Annotated in this window: 1 protein-coding gene; it reads right to left on the reverse strand. The window is 31.0% G+C overall.

Annotated elements, in window-relative coordinates; genetic code table 11:
• On the reverse strand, positions 1 to 5,731 hold a 5,731-nt coding region (locus A500_RS08910), incomplete at its 3' end, for a 5'-nucleotidase C-terminal domain-containing protein (RefSeq protein ID WP_016207249.1).
• Positions 5,732 to 6,150 lie beyond the last annotated feature (419 nt).

The following is a 6,150-nucleotide window of genomic DNA, read 5'->3' on the forward strand; positions in this document are numbered from 1 at the left end:
CTTGATTTTTTCCATTAGGATTTTCTATCTTTTCAACTACATTTTCTACAGGATCAGGATTTTCATTATCCATTTTTACAGTAACTTCGCATGTAGCCTTAAAGTTTCCATCCTTTGTTGTAACCGTTATTGTTGCTTTTCCTTCTCCTACTGCTATTACTTTTCCATTTTCATCAACCTTTGCAACTTTTTCATCACTTGAAGTCCAAGTAACTTCTTTATTTGTTGCATCTGATGGTAAAATACTTGCTTTTAATTCTAAGCTTTCATTTAGCTTTAATTCTGCTGTTGTCTTATCTAAGCTTACTCCTGTTACTTTTACTTCTTGAACCTCTTTACCCACTACTATTCTGCCTTCAACTAAATAGTTTACATCTCCAAGTTTCTTAATATAAACTTCTAATGCTTCATCCAATGCTTGGAACTCATTTTCTGTTTTAGCATTCTTAAAGTGTGGATATTCATCTCCTCCAGCTGCCATAAAATCATTTGTAGCAACAAGATATTTTGCATTCATATCTAATGCTTTTCCATCTATAGTTATGCTAAATACTCTATTACCAGCTTCTTTATCCTTATCAAAAGCATATTTTATACCTGCTACATGAGTAAATTGTCCTGCAGTTGCTGGATATGATTTAACTCCATGTTCAAGAATATCTTTAATTTGTGCTCCTGTTAAATACTTAGTAACTATAAAGTTTCCAAATGGAAGGACTTTAACAACTTCTCCCTTTGTTATTTCACCTTCATTTATGCTATCACGTATTCCACCACCATTTGTTATGGCAATTTGAGCACCTGTTACATAAAGCATTGCATCAGTAATTAAGTTTCCAAGATTAGTTTCTTTTGTTCTAGCATTTTCTCTTGCTCCGTCTAAAACAACCTTAGAATTTCCTATTACTTTTGATAAAATAACATTTTGTGCCTCATCAATTTCCTTTATTTTTGATGTTACAGTTTCATCTGCCTCTATAGTAGATGCTGTACTCTTTGGAATTAAAGTTGCAACTGTATTTACTAATTTCTTTGTTTCTTTATCTACAATAATTTTTACTTGTCCAAGATTTGCTTCATATTCCCCTGTACTTACTATTATTGTTCCATTATCAGCTTCAAGTCCTGTTGGGTATTTGCTATGACTATGTCCATCTACTATAATGTCAATACCTTCAACAGCTTTGGCTATCATTGGAGAAGTTATTTCACTAGAATCATCTGTTCCAATATGAGCTATTGCAATTATTACGTCTGCTCCTTTTGCCTTTAATTCTCCAACTTGTTTTTTAGCACTTTCTATAGGATCGTTAAAGTTTATTCCTATAACATTATTAGGATTAGTCTTATATGCTGTTTCTGGAGTTGATAATCCAAAAAATCCAACCTTAACTCCATCAATTTCCTTTATTATATTTGAATTTAATAATGATTTATCTCCCTTCATAACATTTGAAGAAATTATAGGGAATCCATTACTTCCTTCTGATGCCATATTAGCAAGTTCTAAAAGTCTTTGATATCCATAATTAAAGTCATGGTTACCTGGAGTCATTACATCGTAACCTGCAAGTTTCATTAAAGTTACAATATCTGCTCCTTTATTCATAGTTGCAAATGGTAACCCATGTAGAGTATCTCCCGCATCTACTAATATCGAGTTTGGTATGCTCTTCTTAATTGCAGATATTGTGTCTATTCCAATAACGCTTGAATCACTCTTAACTCTACCATGAGTATCATTAGTATGAAGTATTGTTATTTCAACATCATTACTTGGTAACTTTTCAATTTCAGCTGAATCCCTAACTCTTAATCTATGACTTCCTGCTGGTTCTTCTGATGCCAGTCCTATTGCAGAAACCTTATCACCTACATTAATTCTAGATTTCCATTCATCATCTACTCCTGGATTTTTGCTGCTTCTAATATATCCTTCAACATAAACCCTTGCTTCCCCAGTTCCATCATTTACAAATATATCTTGTCCAACAATTCTAGTTACTCTTCCTTCTACTTTTACTAAAAGTCCTTCTTTTGCTTCAAGCATACTATCCTTAGTTGAAAGTTTAGTAGGCTGTACTAAGTTAATATTTTCATCTATAATTTTTAATCCTAAACTTTCATTTTTAAGTGCAACTTGTGCATCACCTAAATATGAGGATACTTTTCCTTGAATTCTTACTTTTTGACCTAATTTCACTGCTGTGGTTGAAACTCCAAATATAGTTAGCCCAGCTGTTTCATCTTGAATATAAATAACATCAAAGAATGAATTTCCTGGTGCTGCAATATTAGATGCTGCAGTTACATAACCTTCAACTACTACTGTTTCACCAAATCTATCTGGAAGATTGTTATTATCAGCATCTACTCTAACATCAGCAATCTTGCTTACTGGAAGCTCTGGTGCTGAAGCAAGCTCTTTAAGAACTTTCTCAGTTATTTGGTAGTTAGAATAATCTAAACCATCCATTTCAAAATTTGAGAAGAATGTAGCTCCTGATACTACAACTTTAGCTCCGTTCTCTAAAGTTTCAACGGCTAATCCTACAACGTCACCTTTTTCTACAATTGTATTATCACCTTGTTTATCAGCATCATTTCCATAAGTAGTTGCATGTCCTCTTACTAAAACATCAATATTTGATTTATCAGATGGCATTATAAGTGTTGAGCCACTATAAAAACTATATTTCTTAGTAGTGTCTATTCCATTCAGCCAACTGCTATTTGTGTTATAATCATCAAAATATAATCTGTAATTTTGACCACCATTTTCATTATCATCAGTAGCTTGGTCATCATTAAATCTTATTTTAGCTCCTATTGCTTCAAGTACAGAATTCCCTTGTCTTGCATTTCCATACTCATCTTTAGCGTCTCCATAATCAGCCTTAGAAGTTATTGCAATATTTCCTCCATTTTTAACAAATCTAGCTATTGCTGCTAACTCATCCTCAGTATATTTTTGAGGTGTCAATCCATATGCATCTTTTACCGTACTTTGAGGGTCTGACATTATAAGTAGTGATGCTCCCTTTAGCACTTCATCTGTTATAGGTTTAGTATTTATAATTGATTTTATTTTATTTTGAGCCATTAATGCAGTTAATGTAGTAACTTTTCCTGAATAATCTCCGGATACATATTGATTTTGATGTGCACCATCTATAACAACCTTAGAAACTTCATTAGCTCCTAAAACTTCAACTTCAATAGATCCCTTAAATTCCTTAACTATTCCATTTATAGTAGCTGTTACTTTTACTTGGAATGAATAATCTCCAGCTTTAGCAAATGAATATGGTAATTTTGCTACTATTGATGATCCTGCATCTATCTTTTCAATAGTTTCAGTTTTTATAGCTTCATTTCCATTATTTAAATAGTACTCTACTTTAATATCATTTATAGCTGCTGCTTCATTATTATATATAGTAGTTCCTATATTAAACTCTTCACCAGCTATAATTACTTCTGTATCAGAATCTACTGTAGAAATTCCAAAGTTTTCTCTATCTCCTACCCAAATTGCTGATGTTACAGCTATATCTTTATCTGCTTGATCTACTCTTACATAATAATATGAACTATTTGATTTATCTATTGAAAAATTCCATTCTTTAACCGTAGAATTTATATTATCAATAGATTGTATAACCTTGCCTCCATCACCAATTATTGATATCTTCTTTATATTATCCCCATTATCTATATCTTCAACATTTACTTTGAAATCTAATTTATCTGTTTTAGGTAATATAGACCCCATAGTACTTCCATTAACTTCATAAGAAATTCTTAAGTTTTCATCTTCAGTTGCATAAACTCTTCTTTCTTTTATTGCATCATAAACAGAGTCTCTTGAAAGGTCTGAAGCTTCTATAACAGTTCTTGCAGTGTTAGCATTACCCCATTTGCCTTTATGGTTATCTTGGTTATTTGTTGGAGCAACATGCCATCCCTTATCTAAAGCTCTTGTATAATACTCATATGAAGGGAAGTATCCAGAACTTCTAATAGCTCCTTCACCATTTCCAACTTCAATTAATGTTACTTGTTTATCTATTTCTGCATCATAAAATGCAAAGTCACTAAAATCTCCAAAAGTTTTTCCTGGGTGATTTAGTTGTGATATTGATTGTTTTTGTGTTTTTAAAGCATTATAATATGCCTTTAAATCCATTTTACTATTTGTTCTTGTTTCAAATCCTGGTGTATTAAAAGTATTAATATGTCCATATCCACCAGTAGAACCTGACCAAGTCATTTCATATCCATAAATAGCAACAAAGTCACCATCTTTATTATATTTATCTGCTGCACTTAATCCTTTATTCCAAGCTGCACTCTTTGATCCATCAGCTATATTAGCTAATTTATCATTATCAAACCAATTAGAGTGATCTGTTACAGCTAAAAAATCTACTTTTGCAGTATTTTCAGCATATTGATATGCTTCATCTACTGAACCTGTACCATCGGATATATTAGTATGAGAGTGAAGTTGTCCAAAATATAAATTTTTACTTACTTCACCAACTGTAAATTTCCATTCCTTTGAAGTTAAGTTTCCTAATGTGTCCTTAACCTCAACTAAAACCGTATGAGTACCATCATCTAAATCTTCTGATACAGAATATTTTATAGTTTGATTGTCTTTAGATATGTTAGCGGTTACATCATTTCCGTCAAGTAATAATTTAACTGAACTCATATCTACGCCTGATTCATCATTAAATGTTGCGCTAACTTCAGGTTTTCTTAAATTTCCTATATTTTGTCCATTAGATGGTTTTAAATCTGTAACTGTTGGGCCAACTTTATCTATAGCCTTATTTACAGTTACTTTACATTCTGCTTTTATATCAGTTTTTATTTTTGATTTAACTTCTATAGTTGTTTGTCCCTCTTTAATAGCAACAACTTTTCCATCATTATCTACTGTTGCTATTTCAGGATTTAAACTTATATATTCAACACCTTTTTCTGTTGTATTTTCAGGGATATAAGCAAGTGTTAAGCTTTTATTTTCTCCAACTTCTAAAGATATGTTTGCATCAATATTTAATCCAGTTAATGCAATATCTACAGCTGAATAACTTGAACTTCTAGGTGTTGGTTCTTTTGCATAAAAATCATTTTCATTATTGTTTGTATCCCAACCGTTAGTTTCTCCATCTGAAGAACCGTTATTGTCCTTACGTTGAATACTTTGAGTGTTACTCATTCCCTTAGCAGTACTATTTCCTTCTGATTCATTAGCTGTTCCTATACCTACTAAGTCAATGACTTGTAAACTATTGTCTATAAGTCTAACTTTACAGTCGGTACCACTCATCGCTATTTTACCATCTGTTACATCTGGATTGGGTAATTCATCTGTTCCATTTGATCCTTTTGCTTCTTGTATTAAGTAATATCCATTACCTTTAATAACTCCTGCTAAAATAGTAACATTTGTTGTTCCTACAAAACTACCTGTTTTGGATGCATACTCTATTTTCCAACCATCAATGTTTATATCAGTATCAGTTGGATTATACAATTCAATGAAATCGTTTTTATACTTCGCTCCACCATTTCCTCCACCGCCATAAACTTCACTTATTACTACGTTATTTGCTTTTTCTGCTTTAACTTCTTTTACTGGTACTGTTACTAATCCTAATATCATCGTAAGTGTCATAAATGAGCTTAACAATCTGCTTTTTAAAAGCTTTTTCATATTCATCCCCCTTAAAATATTTTTAATAAGCTCTTGATATAAGTATTTATTCCTATATCTTTAATTAATTATGTCTGACTTATAATGCAAATTTTAAAATAGATTTTTTTGTACCGACCTAAAGAAATCCCCCCTTTATTCTTTCTAATTTAATTTTATCACTTACTCCCTCTTCTTCAAGTTAAATGTACTTATATTTGGTAATTATTTTAATACATATATCGACACTATCTTTAAATTTTATATTTTAGCACTTTACATATTATATATTTTTTTGAAATTATTTTATTATCCAACGTGTTATATTAAAGTTTTTCGTATTATGTTAAGTAAATTATACTTGTTACGTTAAGTAAAATTTTAATCAAATATATTTAATATACTTAATAAAAAATGGATTATATTTTAATTTTTAAAAT

The sequence above is a fragment of the Clostridium sartagoforme AAU1 genome (assembly GCF_000401215.1).
Classification (GTDB): domain Bacteria; phylum Bacillota; class Clostridia; order Clostridiales; family Clostridiaceae; genus Clostridium; species Clostridium sartagoforme.